The following is a 14,208-nucleotide window of genomic DNA, read 5'->3' as shown; positions in this document are numbered from 1 at the left end:
TACGGCATCCGCATCTACCACCCCAACTACGAGGTGTGGGACAAGCGCCTGTTCGAGATCATCTGCCCGGGCAAGGAGCGCTACGTGGGCCGCGAAGAGTGGCACCGGCGCATCTTTGACGCGGCGGAGGTGTTCGGGGCGCGGTACGTGATCCCCAACTTCGTGGCCGGGGTAGAGATGGCGCGCCCGTTCGGGTTCGCCACTGTCAACGAGGCGATCGCCAGCACGCGCGAGGGGCTGGACCACTTCATGTCGCGCGGGGTGACGCCGCGGTTCACCACCTGGTGCCCGGAACCGTCCACGCCGCTGGGGCGCGACAACCCCGAAGGCGCACCGCTGGAGTACCACATCCGGCTGCTGGAAACGTACCGCGAGGCGCTGGAAAAGCACGGCCTGCAGCCGCCTCCGGGCTACGGCCCTCCGGGCGCCGGCAACGCGGTGTTCAGCGTCAGCAGCTTCATGGACACCCTTGCGCCCAACGAAGAGAACGCGGACGAACTGATGACGCCGGCGGCCGCCGAGGCCTGAGGCGCGCCCTTCTCCGCTGTGATGGATGCAAAGCGGCCCCGCTCCGAACCTTTGGAGCGGGGCCGTTCTGCATCTGGCAAATCGGGACGGGGGCCGTCAGTTCACCGTCACGATGACGGTGTCGGGGCGCGAGCCGGACTGGCTGGCGATCACGTTGGCGGTCCCCGCGCTCACGCCGGTCACCACCCCCGAAAGGCTGTCCACCGCCGCCACGCCGGTGCTGCCGCTGGCCCAGCGGATGGACGACAGCGCCATGGTGTCGCCCAGCGCGTTGAGCCGCCACGCGTCCAGGTCCACCGTGTTGCCCACCGACACCGACGCGGTGGCGGCCGACGCGGAGGTGATGGCGGCCCACTTCATGTTGGTGCTCACGCCCAGTTGGAACTCAAAGGCGTTCACCGTACCCGTGAGGGCGAAGTTGTAGTGCTTCTCGGCCACGGTGGTGTCCTGCGAGCCGACGATCTCGTTCCACTGGTGATACTTCTGGTTGGTCCCCGTAAAGCTGCCGCTGGCGGAGGGCTCCACGATGGACACGCTTCCCGTGCCGTCCGTGACCGACGGGTTGGACCAGAAGAAGAGGCGCACGCCGCGCGAGTGCAGCGTCACCCCGTCTTCCGTGCCGATGCTCTGCGGCACCAGGTTCACCACGCGCAGGTCGAACTGCACGTCGGTGCTCGTGGCCGCGTAGTCGTTCTGCACCACCAGGGCGTGCGGCGCGCTCTGAAAGTAGATGTAGTGGGCGCCCAGCGCGCCGCCGGTGCTCCCCGCGGGCGACTCCTCGCGGCACGACACCGTGCCGGCGCGCACGTCGGCACGGCAGCGCAGCAGGGCCGCGGGGGTGCTCACGGCGGCGCGGGCCTCGGGCAGGCTCCGCAGGGGGTCGCCACCGTCGGAGCAGGCGGCGAGAACCGCGGCCGCACTCAGGACGGAGAAGCAGGCGAACGCGAAGGGGCGTCGGGTGGTGCGCATGGGACTGGCTCCGGGAGAGGGAGGAGGGCAGGACAAAGCCGGCGCGGGGGCCGGCGGGGGCACCGGGACGGAGGCGGGGCGCCCGCTCCGGTAACTGCGCGCGACTGGGCGAACATCCAGAATCCGCCATCAATCGCCAAACGCAGTATTGCCTCCTCCGCCACCCGGGTCAAGGATCATGTGCAGCACATCTCCACCTGCCCCGTCCCACTGCGACAACTCCGGTTCAGCGACTTAAATCATTATCCACTTTGGATAAAGAAACCCACGTCCGAAAAGCAGACGAGGGTCTTGACACTTCGACGAAGCTCGATAAACTTAGAAGCGATCATTCTCGTTACGAGAACAACATTCCATCCGTAGGAGCTGTGCCATGATGATGCGGAGCGTGCACGTGACGTACCAGGTGGGTACCCAGGTCAGGGAGAAGTCGGTCAGTATCCCTGCCGACGCAATTAGCGGAGACCTGCCGGCTTCCGATGAGATGAAGCGGGCTGAGGTCAGGCGCTACATCGACATCGATCCAGATGCAATCGTGATTGTCACCATTTCCGAACCCTACGACTCTGAAGGATCCGCGTTCCTGGTCGGGTGAGTTGATGCTTTTTAGGGGAGACTCCTGGCCACCCGGCCACGAGTCTCCCAGCATCATCTGGATGTTCGGCTCACGGTCACGTTGATGCGCATTCCGGCACGGCCGAGCATTCGGATCAACTCCTCTGTGGAAAAATCGTCGATCCGATTGCGCCGGAGTTCCTGAACGACTTCTTCACTCACGCCAAACGTGCGGGCGGCCTTCTTGGGGCGCACGCGTCGGGCTCGAAGAATCCGCTGGACTGCTGCCAGCAACTCCGCCCGGACGAGCAGTTCTTCAGCCTCGCCGGGCTCGATACCGAGATCAGCGAAGATGTTTCCATCCGCAGGCGTTACGTGACCAACCCACGAGGTGCTTTCATTCACAGAAGCCTCCTTGTCTGGTTTGTCCACTATGATAACCGGTCCTGCCCGACCGTCAAGCTCCCCGAAGACGAATCCGCCCGCGAGGATGTCCTCGCGGGCGGATGAAAAGCCCGAAGCGGGTGCGCGGCCGTGGTCTCAACTGGGAGGCAGAACCTGTGTGGCGACAGCGATGAAGTGGCAGACGCTGCCGCCCAGCACGAACAGGTGCCAGATGGCGTGCGCGTACGGCCGCCGGTTGTGGTAGAACACCGTCCCGGCCGTGTACGTAAGCCCGCCGGCCACCAGCCACGCCAGCGTGGTGCCCGAAAGCCGCTGCAGCATGGGGACGATCGCCACGATCACCATCCACCCCATCCCCACGTAGATGCCGGTGGAGATGCGGGGAAAGCGGCCGGTGAAAAAGAGCTTGAAGATCACCCCCGCCACCGCCAGCCCCCACGCCACGCCGAACAGGCTCCATCCCCATCCGCCGCGCAGGGCGATGAGGGTGAACGGCGTGTAGCTGCCCGCGATGAGCAGGTAGATGGCGCAGTGGTCCAGGATCTTGAGGCGCGCCTTGGTGCGGGGATTCCGCGCGGCGTGGTACAGCGTGGACGCGGTGTAGAGCAGCACGAGCGACGCGCCGAACACCGCGCTGCTCACGATCTGCCACACGTCGCCGTGCAGCGCGGCGCCGGCAACGAGGATCACCGCGCCCACGGCGCCGGCCAGCGCGCCCACGCCGTGCGTGAGGGCGTTCGCGAGTTCTTCGCGCGGAGTGTCGGACGGGTGCATCAGGCGGCCTGGAGCGCGGGTGTGGCGGGCGTACTCATCCAGTGAACGATAACGCTCCCCGCCCGTTCGCGCGAGCTTCTTATCTCCCCCGATCCCAACGACTTGCACTGAGCGTGGCTCATCTCGTCGTATCCCGCACGGAAGCCGACAGACGTGGTACCTCCTCGTGAGGGACGCGGGGCTCGGTGGAACCCGCCGCACCCTTTTGGAGGTACAGCAGCAGGAATACATTGACGGCGCGGTTCTCCGCCCCATCCCGACAAACCGTTGCTCCCATGAACATAGATTCGGTACTCCGGCGCGCGGCGCTCGTCGCCATGCTTGCACCCATGCTGCTGGGCGGGTGCGTCACCGCCTCCAAGCGCCTGGACCAGGGGATGCGCCTGGAACAGCGCGGCCAATCCGTGGATGCCGCCCAGCGCTACATCGACGCCATCCGCCGCGACCCGTCGCTCCCCGAGGCCCGGGCGCGGCTGGGGGAGACGGGCGCGCGCGCAGTGGACCAGCTGCTGGCGGAATCGGAAGCGGCGCGCTCCGGCGGCGACCCCGGGCAGGCCGCGGACCTGCTGCTGCGGCTTGACGCCCTGCGCCGCGACGCCGCCGCGGTGAACGTGCCCCTCGCGGCCCCGGCGGAGTATCCGCGGCTGCGGCGCCAGACGCTGGACGAGGCCATTGAGGCGTCGCTGGACCGGGGCGGCCAGTACGCCTCCAGTGGCCGGTGGAACGACGCGCTGGGCGGGCTGGACCGCGCCGTGAACCGCTGGCAGCCGTCGCCGGAGCAGCGCGCGCGCATTGACGAGGCGCGGCTGGAGACCTTTCTGGCGTGGGGCGACCGCGAGGCGCGGGCGGGCCGCTACCGGGCGGCGTACGACGTGACCGACCGCGCCATCCGCCTGCTGGGCCGCGACTTCGCGGGGATGGAGCGCGTGGCGGAGCTGCAGGCGCACGTGCTGAACGAAGGGACGATCCGCGTGGCCGTGCTCCCCATGACGGCCACGGCGGCGGTGCAGGGCCGCCTCTCCGCAGACTGGCTGACGGAGGTGGATGACGAACTGGAAGGCGCCACGGGACGCACGCCGCTGTTCGTAGACGTGATCGATCCCCGTGACGTGCGGCGCGAGGTGCGCCGGAGGGGTTCCGCGCGTGCCGGGCTGAGCAGCTACGAGGCGGCGGGGGTGGGCCGCGCGCTGGGGGCGGACGTGGTGGTGATGATGGAGGTGGACAGCGTGGCGACGGACAGCAGCGACGTGCGCACGGAGCGCCGGGCGGCCAAGCTGCGGACGGGCGCGGACACCGCGTACACCGTCGCATCCGGACAGCGGCAGACGCGCGTTCGTTTGCGCTACACGCTGCTGGACGTGCCCACGCGGCGCGAGCTTTCGTCCGACGATTTTTCGGCGCGGGCCAGCCGCCGCTTTCGCGCACCGAGCTTTGCGGGCAACTGGCGCCAGCTGCTGCTTTCGCGCGAAGAGCAGTCCATGTTCGAGAACGCGTCCCGCAACACGGCCGATGAGCGGAACCCGGAGCTGGCGCGCGAGGTGGTGGAGCGGATCGCGGGCGAGGTCATGGAGCGGGTGGCGCGCCTGGTGGACTGACCATCGGCGGAGCAAAACGGAGCGGGCGCGCGGCAGGTTGGCCGCGCGCCCGCTTTCGTTCCTCATCCACCAGCCCGCACGGTGGTGATGAAGAGTCACGGACAGTGCCGATCACGCGGAGAGGCCCCCTCTCCCCGGCCCTCTCCCCCGCTGTCGCGGGAGAAAGGGAGACCTCAGCGCGCGGGGCGGCCTCGGCGCACGATCGCGGCTTCGGCGCGGCTGATCGCATCTGCCCCTTCGGCCCATCTCCGGAGCGGACGCGGAGGACGGTGTGGAGTCTGGACTGCGCGTTCCCATGCAGTTCTCCCGCGCCCTCCGCCTGAGATGCTTCACCTCACGTGCCCGGACGTCAGGCGAACAGCTTGCCCCGCGCCCGGGTGATGCGGAGGCGCACGGTGTAGCTGGCGGGCGGATCCTGGCCGGCGGTGGGGGCCGGTTCCAGGCTCACCACCTCAAAGCGCAGCTCCTCGTCCGTGGCGCTGCGCGGCTCGGTGTGCGTGTTGATCTGCAGGGTCTCACTGCGCTCGCCGCGCTCCTGGATCAGCAGCGACACCACCGCGTTGCCCGCCGTGACGCACGCCACGTTCGCGGGGCAGCGGGAATCGTCGCCCACGCGGCCAAAGGTCACGTGCACGCGGCCATCGACGACGATCGTCTGGCCGAGCGTGAGGGTGACTTCCTGCTGCTCGTTCGTCCCCGGCACGGGACCGCTCGCGGGCGGCAGGCACCCCGCCGTCCCCATCGCCACCAGCCCCGCCAGAATCAGCCGAACCGCCAAGACTCTCATGTGATCTGTCTCCTGTCCTCCCGTGCCGCCGGCCGTCCGATTGACGGCGCGGAATCCTCTTCCAGCCCTGCCCCGGAACCCCGTCCGTCACCCTGTGTTCCCGCCCCGCGCGGCACGGGAGCAGCGTTCGCTTTCGCCGCCGGGCCGCGGCCTCTATCTTGGGCCACCGCGGCGGCCAGACGGGCCGCGCCGCTCCGATCTCCGCCCACGCCTGTCATGCGGACTTTCATCTCGTCACTGCGCCGGACGCTGGCGCTCCCCCTGGCCGCCGCCGCGCTTCCCCTGGCCGCGGCCGCGCAGGGCCGCCTGGCCGCCGAAGAGCAGGCGGCGCGCTACATGGACGCCGTGCGCGGCCAGCCGGACGCGCTGGAGGTGTTCATCCGCGAAATGCCCAAGGGCGCGGATCTGCACAGCCACCTGTCCGGCGCCGTGTACGCCGAAAGCTACCTGCGGTGGGCGGCGGAAGACGGGCTGTGCGTCAATACCCGCCAGCACGTGATCCTGACCCGCCCGTGCACGCCGTCGGACACGCTGCGCCTCGCCTCCACCATTCCCGACACCTCCGCGCTGTATGCGGAGCTGGTGGATGCAATGTCGATGCGGAACTGGGATTCCACAACGGTCAGCGGCCACGACCAGTTCTTTGCCACGTTCGGGCGCTTCAACGCGATGGACCGCCGCGTGGGCGACCAGCTGGCCGAAGCGGCATCGCGCGCGGCCCGCGGCCGCCTGCTGTACATGGAGTTGATGATGACGCCGGACCGCCGCGCGGCGCGCACGCTGGGCGACTCGGCGGGGTGGAACCCGGACTTTGCGCGGATGCGCGACACGCTGCTGGCGCTGGGGCTGCGCGACGTGGGGCGGCGCGCCTCGGCGCGGCTGGACAGCATCGCCGCGCGGCGCGACACGGTGCTGGGGTGCGGCGGGCCGCGCGAGGACGCCGGGTGCCGGGTCACCGTGCGCTGGCTGTACCAGGTGTCGCGCGCCAACCCGCCGCAGCAGGTGTTCGCGCAGATCCTGCTCGGCTTTCTGATGGCGCAGTCCGATCCGGACGTCGTGGGGCTGAACCTGGTGCAGCCGGAAGACAATCCGGTGGCCATGCGCGACTACTCGCTGCAGATGCGCATGATCCAGTTCCTGCGCCCGCAGTTTCCCACGGTGCGCGTTACGCTGCACGCCGGCGAACTGGTGCGCGGCCTGGTGCCGGACGAGGGGCTGCGCTTTCACATCCGCGAGGCGGTGCGCGTGGCTCGGGCGGAGCGCATCGGGCACGGGGTGGACATTCTGCAGGAAGACAGCGCGCAGGACCTGATGCGCGAGATGGCGGCGCGCAGGGTGATGGTGGAGATCAACCTGACCAGCAACGACGTGATCCTGGGCGTGCGCGGCGATGCGCATCCCCTGCACGCGTACATGCGGGCGGGGGTGCCGGTGGCGCTGAGCACCGACGACGAGGGCGTGGCGCGGTCGGAGATGTCGCTGGAGTACCTCAAAGCCGTGCGCGACCAGAACCTGGGCTACCCCGCGCTCAAGCAGATGGCGCGCACCAGCCTGCAGTACGCTTTCGTTGCGGGCGACCCGCTGTGGCGCGACCTGGACCGCCTGGCGCCCGCGGCGCCCTGCGCGGCCGCGGCGGGCGGCCTTGAGGGCGCGCGCTGCGACGCGTTCGTGGCCCGCAGCCCGCGCGCCCGGCTGCAGCGCGACCTGGAGCGCCGCTTTGCCGCGTTCGAGCGGCAGGCCGCGCAGATGCTGCAGAGCCCGGTTCCCGCCACGCGCTGAACGGGTTGGGGGGATGAAAAGCGGGCCGGCGGAGATCGTCTCCGCCGGCCCGCTCCGCATTGCTCCATCCCGGACGGTCAGGCCCGGGCGAAGTCGCGCGCGTCCAGGACTTCGCCGGTGCGCGTGCCGCGGACGCATTCGGCGTAGGCGCGCGCCACCTGCTCCGCGGGAAGGCCCTTGGCCGGGTCGCGGCCCATGGCGGACAGCGTTTCGGCGACCCACGGCGGGCTCACCACGTTCACGCGAATGCCGCGCGGCAGGTCCAGCGCCGCCGCCCGGGCGAACGCCTCCACCCCGGCGTTCACCATGCTGATGGCCGCGCTCCCCCGCGCGGGCTGGTGCGCCAGCAGCCCGCTGCTGAGCGTGATGGATCCGCCGTCCGCCACGTGCGCCGCGCCAAAGCGAACCAGGTTCACCTGCCCCAGCAGCTTGCTGCGCACGGAAAGTTCCATCTGCTCTTCCGTAAGCTGGTCCGTGGCTGCGAACGCCGCCTGCCCCGCGCAGGAGACGATCGCGTCCACCGTCCCGATCTGCTGCAGCGCTTCGCGGATGGCATCCGGCGAGGTGATGTCCACGCGCACGTCGCCGCCGCTGCGCCCCGCGCTGATCACCTCGCCGTCGCCACTCAGTTCGCGCACCACGGCCTGCCCGATGGTCCCCGTTCCGCCGATCACCAGAACCTTCATCCCGTCCTCCCCCGTCGCGAGTGCGCCTGTTTCAGAGCCACGCCACGATGCCCCGCCGCGCGCCCGGACGCAAGCGGGTCACGCGGCGGCGGTTCGGGGCCCCCAGGCTTCCCATCCGGCCAGCACCGCTCGGGCGGCCCGTCCCCGAAACATGACCGGCGGGCCCTGGCGCGGCAGAATCTGCACCACGTAAAGCAACCAGCGCCGGCCCGGTTCGCACGCTTCCAGCTCGCTCCAGGGGATGAAGACGGGCGGATGCTGGAAGCGGAACATTGGCCAGACGCTGATCTCCACGCCGGCTTCCGTGACGCGGACAGTCAGGCAGTTGTTGTAGTTCACGGGAAGTGGCGGCGAGCCGACGGACGCGGACGCGCCCCGGATCGTCCTGTCGGCGCCCGGTGCCCGCGCGGGATAGTGCCTCGCCAGCGTGCGCCATCCGCCGGCCCATGCCAGCACTGCCGACAGGAGCAGCCACATCCCTCCGAACAAGAGCAGGAAGGGGAGACCCCCCGCGGGAGACGGGGCCGGCTCCGCCTGGAGTACGATCAGCGGCATGGAAGCGGAGCGGGAATGATCGTTGGATGAGGGACGGGCGCCCGGGTCACTCCGCCCGCCGGAGATCGCGATACCACAGCAGTTGCACCTCGTCCGGCAGACCGGGATAGGCGAAGCGGTTGATGCCGCCCAGCACGCACCCCTGCCGGGCGTAGAAGCGGCACGCGCCCACGTTGATGTTCTGCGTTTCCACCTTGAGCCAGCGGCACCCGCGCGCCGCCGCCCACCCGCACGCCGCGTGGAACAGCCGCGCGCCCACGCCGCGGCCCCGCGCGTCCGGCGCCACGCGCAGGTCCCACAGCACGGCGAGGTCGCGCCGGCCCTCCAGCATGTGCACGTCGTCCGAACCGAAGGCGATCACCGCGCCCCCGATCCGCGCGCCGTCCTCACGCGCGGCGATCAATCCCCACCGCGACACGTCGAAGCGATCCGCCCACCGCCGCGGCCCCTCGCCGTGGATCGCGTCGTAGTCCTTGATCCACGGCTCCTCAACGGTCCGCTCCGCGAGCGCCAGCCCGCCCAGCCCGCCATCCACCACCTCCAGCACGCGGGTGACGGGAAAGGCGATGGGCACGCGCCCGTGCTCATCGAGCGCGGAAAGCGGCTCCTCGTGCAGGGTGATCATCGTCAATGCAAGGCGAGGCGGGACGGCGAACGGAGCCGGGGGCGTCAGGAGGGCGTGGGACAGGGCATCCGGACCAGCATCACGGTCACGGCATCTTCCACCGATGGCCCCATGTCCCAGAACACCTCGGCCCGTCCGCGAAGCGTATCGGGCAGGGTCGCGTGGTCCAGCGTCAGCACGGCGCCGCTGTGACCGGTGCTGAAGCTCACGCGGACGCTGTCGGTGAGGGTGTCGACTCCCCAATGCACATTGGACCGGCGTCCGTCTGGGGAGAGCTCGCGGCCCGCGCTGTCCAGCTTGGCCAGGAACCGCGGTGTCAGGCCGCGGCTCACCGCCTCCGCAATCGTCGTATCCAGGCGGACGGCGGCGGACGCGTTGTACATTCCGTCCCGCGGGTAGCCGGCGGTGTCCAGCACCCGCCAGCAGCCGGCGATCCGCGCGGGCAGGCTGCCGGCGGGCACCGGCTGCTCCGGCGCGTGCGGGCGGCAGGCGTTGAGGCCCGCCGCCGCCACGAAAGCAATCAGGGTGCGTGCGAGCGGCATCCGCGGATCAGGAGAGATGAGCGCAACCTGACCCGCATGCCGGATCAGGACGGAAGCGTGCAGATCAGGCGCGCGAGGGTGGCGGGGGCGCTGCGGCGGCCGCCTTCGCTGGTAAGGTAGATCGCGCCGTTCTCGCTCCAGCCGATCCCCTCGCCCTGCGCCTCGTCCAGCGGCGTCAGGTCGAACTGCAGCGGATTGCCGGGACGGCCCGCCACCAGGTCCGCCGTGCGGTAGAACGAGACGGTCTGCAGCGTGCGCAGGGCCACCCACCGCCCGTCCGGCGAGGCGGAGGCGCCGGTGACGCGCTCCCGCCGCTTCACTCCCGCCCCGGCCAGCTCCACGATGCGCTCCAGCCGCGCCGTCGTGCCCGGCCGCGCGGAGGCGGGAAAGCGGTACAGCGCAATGGGGCCGATCTCGCCCTTGGACACCAGGAAGATGCCGCCGTCCGGGAGCACAAAGAGCGCCTCGGTGTCGTGCGGGCCGTCCGGGTACGTGGCGGCAAGCGCCTCCGCCGGGCGCGACTCGCGGTCCGTGGGCGCCGGCTCGGGAACGCGGTACACGGTCACGGAGCGGCGCGCCCCCTCGTTGTCGCCGACGTCGCCCACGAACAGGCAGCTGCCGCCCGGGCACGGGCCCGCGGCGATGTCTTCCCAGTCCTGCACCCGGGCGCCCGCCACGCGAACCTGGCCGCTTTCCTGGCCGCGCGCCGTCATGGCGAACAGCACCGGCTCGCCGGAGTCGTTGTGCGTCCACAGCACGCCGGGGGTGCGGCGCCCGGCCGCCACGCCGCTGGACTCGTGCACCCCCGCCGGCATCTCCAGCGCGGAGGCGTCCACGCGGCACAGGCTGCTCCCCGCCCCGGGCACCGCGGCGATCGCCGCGGCGGCGCCGTCCTTGGATTTGCCGCCGTCATTCTTACCGCCCTTGCCGCGGCCGGCTTCCTTGCGGCTCTTGTCGCCGCCGCCGTTCGCCTCGCCGTGCGGAAACATGAGCCGCGCGGCCAGGGCAATCACCCCCAGCACCGCCACCAGCACCAGCCCGGAGCGAAAGAGCGAGATCCCCCGCGACGCTCCGGCCGTGCGCCCGGACTTGTGCGAGGGGCGCGAGTCCGCGGGCGCGGCGGCCATTTGCTCCGGGTCCAGGTGCGCGGCCACCGAGCGGAGCACGCGCACGAGGCCGGGATCCATCACGCGGGTCTGTACCTCCTCCACCGGCACCCAGGCGCGCTCCCGCTGCCCCGCCTCGGGCCACGAGCTCATCTCACGGGTGACGCGGAGCAGAAAGGCGACGACCAGCGGGCCGTCATCGCGGCCATTGCGGTAGTGGTCAAAGGGCGCGGTGCCGATGTCGCCTTCCACGCCGGCTTCCTCGAACGCCTCGCGGCGGGCGGACTCCCGCGGGCCCAGCCCCGGCTCGATCTTGCCCTTGGGGATGATCCAGCCTTCCCCGCTGCGGCGGGTGACCAGGAGAATCTCGGTCGCGCCATCCACAATGCGATACGGGATCGCGGCACACTGCACCGGCTGTCCGGTCAGGGAACTCTCGACGTTCACGGCGCTTCCTCGGGTTCCGTTCCAGGCGCGACGGAACGTCGCGGCGGCTGGATTCGGCCCCGTGGAGCGGCAAGGAGCGCGCCGAACGCCCTTGGACGGCGCCAGTTGCGCGTTCGGTGCATGGCGCGCAGGCGGTTCAGCCCCGCGCGCCGGGAGCGGATTCGGCTTCGCGGGCGCGGCGCTCGGTCTCGTCGTCCAGCAGCGCGCGGACGGCGGCGATGAGCGGCGGGGCGCTGGTGTAGCCGCGGCCGTACTGCAGGTTGAAGCGATAGTCGAACCCGGGCGGGTTCTGCCCCTGCGTGTGCTGCAGGATCGTTTCCAGCTTGTCCAGCGCCTTGGCCAGCCGCGCCTCGGGGCTGCTGGCCGCCTCGTATTCGTCCCACAGCATCGTGATCTCGTCCCGCAGCGGCGGGGGGAGCGGCCCCAGAATTGTGAGCAGGTCGCGGCGCTCATCCTGCGCCTTTCCCGCCGCCAGCGACGCCTGCTCCGGCGCGGGCACGTCGCCCCCGATCACCTCGCCCAGGTCGTGGATGATGCAGATCTTTACCAGCCGCGCGAAGTCCACGCCGGGGAACTCGGGGTGCAGCACCATGGCCATCAGGCACAGGCGCCAGGTGTGCTCGGCCACACTCTCGCGCTCGCCGGACGTGGTCCATCCGCTGCGCGGCGTGGTCTTGAGCCCCTCCGCCAGGCGGAGAAAGTGCAGAACTCCCTCGATCTCGTCGTGCGTCATGGACGGCGCGTGTCGTGAGAAGTGCAGAGGCGGGACGGTCAGGCGAGCCAGTCGATGGAAAGCCCGTGCATGTGCGTGACCGCGACGGGCTCTCCGTTCACCGCCAACACCGAGTGGCCGGGCGGCGGGGCCGTCCGCAGCCGCGCCGCGACCCGGGGAAGGACGTCCGCAGACTCGTTGCTGATCCACACCGCGCCCAGTCTCGCCACCAGCCGCGCGAACCGGTCGCGCTTCTGCGCGTCCACGTACGCCAGAACCGCGGTGTGGAAGACCACGAGCGTGACGTCGCGCGGGGCGCGGGCGGCGAGCGCGGCCAGGTCGTCCACCAGGTCGCCGCGCACCACCTCCGGCGGGTCGCGCCGGGCGACGGCGACGGCCTGGCCCAGGCGCTCGGCGCGCGCGTCGTCGCCGGGCCACACCAGCGTCTGCAGCCACGCCACGTCCTCCTCGTCCCCCAGATCCACGGGGCTCAGGTCCAGGCCGGCGCGCCAGACGATGCGCGGCATCCGCTCTGGCAGCGGCGTATCGCTGCTGGCGCGGCAGGGAAAGACGGGGGTGTCCGGGCCGGCGCCGTCCGGGCGCAGCGAGGCGCGGCCGTAGTCGTACGCGTACCGGTCCGGAAGCAGGCACAGCCCCGCGGACGCACCCACCTCAATGATCGCCAGCGGCTCCGGGAGGCGCGCCATGGCGGGGAGCAGGGTGGCGCAGCGGCCCGGCTCGTTGCTCTGCGTGCTGCGGGCCAGGATCAGCGCGCGGATGGGCTCCGGGTGCGCCAGCAAAGTCCGCTCGAAGTCCGCCGCGTCCGCCGGGGTGCCGAACAATCGGCGCGTGGCGGCAAAGACCAGGTTGGGCTGCTGCTTGGCCGGGGGAAGCCGCGCGATGAGGCGGAGCAGCGCCTCCGACTGCGACACCCGCGCGGCCATCTCCGAGTACAGCGCGGACGAGCCGCGCGTCTCGATCTCCGCGAAGTTCCGGTAGCGCTCGCGCAGGCCGGTGTACTGCTCGTCGTCCATCATGCTGCTGGGCAGGAGAACATCACTGGATCGCTGGGCATCGGGATCCGGCGCAACGGGGCGCATGGCGGTGGGAAGGGATGATGATCCCCCGCCACGACGCAATCGCCAGCGCGTCACGAGCGGATCACCAGTCCGAACCGGAGCCGGAACCCGAATCCGAGCAGGAGTCCGAACTCGAGTCTGAACTGAGATCCGAAGCCGAGTCGGAGCCGAAGCCGGAACTGAAGTCCCCGCCCGCGTCCGCCGCGCAGTCCGCGGCGGAGTCCCACGCCGGCACGGAATCCGGCACCGGCGTGCACTCGGCGGCGGAATCCCACCGCGTCCGTTCGTCGTCCAGCGCGACGTCCGCGGCCGCGGCGGAATGCGTCGGCGCATTATCGCCCGAGAACGAGGTCGCGATCGAGTCGACCAGCGGAGCCGGAGTGCGCGCCCAGGCGTGCGGCGGCCGCGGCGCGTCCACCACGGCCGTCGGCACTTCGTCCAGCGTGCGCGGCGGCACCGGTGCCATCGACTGCGCCGCGACGGCGGGCCTGGGCCCCGGAAAGAGCGGAATGTCCGCTCGGCTCGCTCCTGCCCCGCCGGCCCCCGCACTCTGCCCGCGCTTGCGAAAGGCGCGCACGATTTGATAGAGCACCAGCCCGCTCACCGCCACCACCATTCCCAGGAACGCCCAGAACAGGATGCTTCTGCCGCCCAGGAACATCCCGGCGGGCAGCACCACCGGTCCGTCCAGCGGCTGCACGGACACGGCGTCCAGGTACAGGTTGTCCAGCCCGTCCTCCAGCAGCGCCACCTCTACCAGCGTGTACGCGCTGTCAGTGGACCGCACCTCGTATGTCAGGCGCCGGACGGTGATCTGCGTGGTCCAGTGGGAGGCGGCGCCCACCAGCCGCACTTGCTGCACCGTGCTCCCGGGCGGAAAGAAGCGCGCGAAGCCGGCGATGGTATCCGCCGCGCCGGGAAGCTGCATGAGCCCCGGAGAAAAGCGGTGCGCCAGGGCCGCGGCGTTGCGGGCGCGCACGAACGCCACCACCTCCCGGGCGTACTTGTCCGCCTTGGGCGTGGACATCGTCAGCAGGTCGGACTCGCTCGGCGGCGCGCACGAG

At 70.9% G+C, this 14,208-nt stretch carries 15 protein-coding genes and 1 pseudogene; 4 read left to right on the top strand and 12 right to left on the bottom strand.

Translation table 11 applies throughout. The features are described from left to right. A pseudogene (locus VF665_RS06495) lies at nt 1-528 on the top strand (radical SAM protein); the annotation flags it as partial. Nucleotides 529-624: 96 nt separating this feature from the next. Here VF665_RS06495 and VF665_RS06490 read toward each other — a convergent pair. Then, nucleotides 625-1,497 (bottom strand): Ig-like domain-containing protein, encoded by an 873-nt coding sequence (locus tag VF665_RS06490; RefSeq protein WP_331052596.1) that lies wholly within the window; start codon nt 1,495-1,497, stop codon nt 625-627. A 394-nt stretch (nt 1,498-1,891) separates the two neighbouring features. Here VF665_RS06490 and VF665_RS06485 point away from each other — a divergent pair, with 394 nt between their 5' ends. Then, nucleotides 1,892-2,092, top strand: coding sequence for a hypothetical protein (locus VF665_RS06485; RefSeq protein ID WP_331052595.1), 201 nt, complete (start codon nt 1,892-1,894; stop codon nt 2,090-2,092). A gap of 53 nt (nt 2,093-2,145) precedes the next feature. Here VF665_RS06485 and VF665_RS06480 read toward each other — a convergent pair whose 3' ends face one another. After that, a complete protein-coding gene (locus VF665_RS06480) occupies nt 2,146-2,484 on the bottom strand; it encodes a helix-turn-helix domain-containing protein (protein WP_331052594.1) in 339 nt (112 codons plus the stop codon). A 108-nt stretch (nt 2,485-2,592) separates the two neighbouring features. Further along, the gene (gene trhA, locus VF665_RS06475) at nt 2,593-3,231 is read right to left on the bottom strand and encodes a PAQR family membrane homeostasis protein TrhA (protein WP_331052593.1); all 639 of its coding nucleotides are present in this window, start codon (nt 3,229-3,231) and stop codon (nt 2,593-2,595) included. Between the two features lie 275 nt (nt 3,232-3,506). On the opposite strand from trhA, the gene VF665_RS06470 reads away from it, so the two are divergent. Then, nucleotides 3,507-4,826 (top strand): hypothetical protein, encoded by a 1,320-nt coding sequence (locus VF665_RS06470; RefSeq protein ID WP_331052592.1) that lies wholly within the window; start codon nt 3,507-3,509, stop codon nt 4,824-4,826. Between the two features lie 349 nt (nt 4,827-5,175). On the opposite strand, the gene VF665_RS06465 is transcribed toward VF665_RS06470, so the two are convergent. Further along, nucleotides 5,176-5,613, bottom strand: a complete 438-nt coding sequence (locus tag VF665_RS06465; RefSeq protein ID WP_331052591.1) for a hypothetical protein — start codon at nt 5,611-5,613, stop codon at nt 5,176-5,178. A 216-nt stretch (nt 5,614-5,829) separates the two neighbouring features. On the opposite strand from VF665_RS06465, the gene VF665_RS06460 reads away from it, so the two are divergent. Next, on the top strand, nt 5,830-7,392 hold the full coding sequence (locus VF665_RS06460; protein ID WP_331052590.1) for a hypothetical protein: 1,563 nt from the start codon (nt 5,830-5,832) through the stop codon (nt 7,390-7,392). Nucleotides 7,393-7,469: 77 nt separating this feature from the next. Here VF665_RS06460 and VF665_RS06455 read toward each other — a convergent pair whose 3' ends face one another. The 8 genes from VF665_RS06455 to VF665_RS06420 all read right to left on the bottom strand — a co-directional run. Continuing rightward, nucleotides 7,470-8,078, bottom strand: a complete 609-nt coding sequence (locus VF665_RS06455) for a short chain dehydrogenase (RefSeq protein ID WP_331052589.1) — start codon at nt 8,076-8,078, stop codon at nt 7,470-7,472. A 78-nt stretch (nt 8,079-8,156) separates the two neighbouring features. After that, nucleotides 8,157-8,555 carry a hypothetical protein gene (locus VF665_RS06450; protein ID WP_331052588.1) on the bottom strand — a complete coding sequence of 133 codons (399 nt, stop codon included), beginning with the start codon at nt 8,553-8,555 and terminating at the stop codon, nt 8,157-8,159. Nucleotides 8,556-8,679: 124 nt separating this feature from the next. Continuing rightward, nucleotides 8,680-9,258, bottom strand: coding sequence for a GNAT family N-acetyltransferase (locus VF665_RS06445; protein WP_331052587.1), 579 nt, complete (start codon nt 9,256-9,258; stop codon nt 8,680-8,682). Between the two features lie 44 nt (nt 9,259-9,302). Then, nucleotides 9,303-9,800, bottom strand: coding sequence for a hypothetical protein (locus tag VF665_RS06440; RefSeq protein ID WP_331052586.1), 498 nt, complete (start codon nt 9,798-9,800; stop codon nt 9,303-9,305). Nucleotides 9,801-9,844: 44 nt separating this feature from the next. Next, entirely contained in the window at nt 9,845-11,353 is a 1,509-nt protein-coding gene (locus VF665_RS06435) for an NUDIX hydrolase (RefSeq protein ID WP_331052585.1), read from the bottom strand. Nucleotides 11,354-11,489: 136 nt separating this feature from the next. Further along, nucleotides 11,490-12,086, bottom strand: a complete 597-nt coding sequence (locus VF665_RS06430) for an HD domain-containing protein (protein ID WP_331052584.1) — start codon at nt 12,084-12,086, stop codon at nt 11,490-11,492. A 38-nt stretch (nt 12,087-12,124) separates the two neighbouring features. Next, nucleotides 12,125-13,099, bottom strand: a complete 975-nt coding sequence (locus tag VF665_RS06425) for a DUF2332 domain-containing protein (RefSeq protein WP_331052583.1) — start codon at nt 13,097-13,099, stop codon at nt 12,125-12,127. Nucleotides 13,100-13,226: 127 nt separating this feature from the next. Next, nucleotides 13,227-14,208: hypothetical protein (locus VF665_RS06420; RefSeq protein ID WP_331052582.1), on the bottom strand; the 982-nt coding region annotated here is incomplete at its 5' end.

This window comes from Longimicrobium sp., assembly GCF_036387355.1.
Taxonomy (GTDB): domain Bacteria; phylum Gemmatimonadota; class Gemmatimonadetes; order Longimicrobiales; family Longimicrobiaceae; genus Longimicrobium.
This window is presented reverse-complemented; position numbering and strand designations above follow the sequence as displayed.

What these genes read in the sequence shown, in the direction of transcription:
- VF665_RS06490 (WP_331052596.1), bottom strand. Translation starts at nt 1,497, where the DNA reads ATGCGCACCACCCGACGCCCCTTCGCGTTCGCCTGCTTCTCCGTCCTG.
- trhA (WP_331052593.1), bottom strand. Translation starts at nt 3,231, where the DNA reads ATGCACCCGTCCGACACTCCGCGCGAAGAACTCGCGAACGCCCTCACG.
- VF665_RS06470 (WP_331052592.1), top strand. Translation starts at nt 3,507, where the DNA reads ATGAACATAGATTCGGTACTCCGGCGCGCGGCGCTCGTCGCCATGCTT.
- VF665_RS06465 (WP_331052591.1), bottom strand. Translation starts at nt 5,613, where the DNA reads ATGAGAGTCTTGGCGGTTCGGCTGATTCTGGCGGGGCTGGTGGCGATG.
- VF665_RS06460 (WP_331052590.1), top strand. Translation starts at nt 5,830, where the DNA reads ATGCGGACTTTCATCTCGTCACTGCGCCGGACGCTGGCGCTCCCCCTG.
- VF665_RS06455 (WP_331052589.1), bottom strand. Translation starts at nt 8,078, where the DNA reads ATGAAGGTTCTGGTGATCGGCGGAACGGGGACCATCGGGCAGGCCGTG.
- VF665_RS06450 (WP_331052588.1), bottom strand. Translation starts at nt 8,555, where the DNA reads ATGTGGCTGCTCCTGTCGGCAGTGCTGGCATGGGCCGGCGGATGGCGC.
- VF665_RS06445 (WP_331052587.1), bottom strand. Translation starts at nt 9,258, where the DNA reads ATGATCACCCTGCACGAGGAGCCGCTTTCCGCGCTCGATGAGCACGGG.
- VF665_RS06440 (WP_331052586.1), bottom strand. Translation starts at nt 9,800, where the DNA reads ATGCCGCTCGCACGCACCCTGATTGCTTTCGTGGCGGCGGCGGGCCTC.
- VF665_RS06430 (WP_331052584.1), bottom strand. Translation starts at nt 12,086, where the DNA reads ATGACGCACGACGAGATCGAGGGAGTTCTGCACTTTCTCCGCCTGGCG.
- VF665_RS06425 (WP_331052583.1), bottom strand. Translation starts at nt 13,099, where the DNA reads ATGGACGACGAGCAGTACACCGGCCTGCGCGAGCGCTACCGGAACTTC.